Source organism: Polaromonas sp. AER18D-145, assembly GCF_002379095.1.
Lineage (GTDB): Bacteria > Pseudomonadota > Gammaproteobacteria > Burkholderiales > Burkholderiaceae_C > Polaromonas.
Map to the genome: position 1 here is coordinate 1 of NZ_NBZV01000108.1, position 1661 is coordinate 1661.

The 1661-nt window shown below is 67.4% G+C and carries 1 pseudogene; it reads left to right on the top strand.

The annotated features are described in order from the left end of the window. The first annotated feature begins 69 nt into the window (after positions 1-69). A pseudogene (locus B7G52_RS23055) lies at positions 70-1631 on the top strand (IS3 family transposase). The last annotated feature ends 30 nt before the right edge of the window (positions 1632-1661 follow it).

Here is a 1661-nt window from a genome sequence, read left to right on the forward strand (position 1 = left end):
CCCCCCGCGTCAGAATAGTTGTCGCCTCCATAGAACCAAGAATCCGGGGGCGGCGATGAAGGACAAGAATTGGCACGATACGGACAAGCATTCAAGGACCGGGCGGTAGCGCGGTTGTTGCCGCCTGAAAGCGCGGCGGTGGAGGAAGTGGCTCAGGCTGTGGGCATTGAAGCGGGAACGCTCAGGCGCTGGCGCGAGGATGCGCAGTCCATGCCCGCCCGCGGGCGGGCATGGACTGCGGCGGCGCGGCTGGAGGCGGTCATCACCACGGCCGCCATGGCCGAGGCCGGCAAGAGCGCCTGGTGCCGCGAACACGGCATCTACCCGGTTGAGCTGGACCAGTGGCGCGCCAGCGCCACCACCGCCCTGGCCGCGCCCGAAGAAGCGCGGGCCAGCCCGCAGGCCACCCGGCAAGACAAGAAGCGCATCAAGGAACTGGAGCGCGAGCTGCTGCGCAAGAACCATGCGCTGGCCGAGACCGCCGCCCTGTTGGTCTTATCAAAAAAAGTTGCGGCGATCTTCAACAAGGCAGAGGCAGAATGATCGGCCTCGAAGATCGCCAAGCCTTGGCCAAAGATATCGAAGCGACCCACGGCGCCGGCGCCCGGCTGCGGCTGGCCTGCAGCACCGCCGGCATCGACCAGCGCACCCTGCAGCGCTGGAAGGTGCAGGAGGGCCTGAGCCGTGGTGACGGCCGGCCGCAGGCCGTGCGCCCGGCACCCAGCCATGCCCTGAGCCCGGTTGAGCGCGAGCAACTGCTGGCGGTGGCCAACGAGCCACGCTTTGCGGCCGTACCGCCGGCACGCATGGTGCCCATGCTTGCTGACGAGGGCGTTTACCTGGCCAGCGAGTCCAGCATCGCCCGCGTGCTGCGCGCCAACGGCCAGAGCGTCCACCGGGGGCGTGCCAAGGCACCCAAGGCCGGTCGCCCACCGACCACGCATATCGCCACGGCCGTGCGCCAGGTGTGGTGCTGGGATATGACCTATCTGCCCGCCAGCGTGCTGGGGTGCTGGTTTCACCTGTACCTGATCCTGGACCTGTACAGCCGCAAGATCGTGGGCTGGGAGGTGCATGACAGCGATCACTCCGACCATGCGGTCCACCTGGTGCGCCGCACGGCGCTGGCCGAGGGCATTGCAGCCCTGGCCGACAAGCCGGTGCTGCATGGCGACAACGGCTCCACGCTCAAGGCCACCACGGTGCTGGCCATGCTCAACTGGCTGGGCGTGAAGCCTTCGTACTCGCGCCCGCGGGTGAGCGATGACAACGCCTATGCCGAAAGCTTGTTCCGCACGGCCAAGTACCGTCCGGAGTTCCCGAGCAAGGGGTTCGCCGACTTGGCGGCGGCTCGCGCCTGGGCGCAGGGCTTCGTGCGCTGGTACAACGTCGAGCACCGGCACAGTGGCATTGGCTATGTATCGCCAGCGCAGCGGCATGCCGGCGAGGATCACGCGATCCTGGCGGCGCGTCATGCGCTGTACACCAAGGCTCGCGCTCAAAACCCGGCACGCTGGTCTGGGAACACAAGAAACTGGACGCCCACCGGTGCTGTGACACTCAACCCCGAGCGCGACTCGGTGGTGGCGGCCCATGTCGGCGCCACGCTTATTCAGCCATTGGCTGCATGACTGAGGCGACAACTACCTTGACACGCGCCG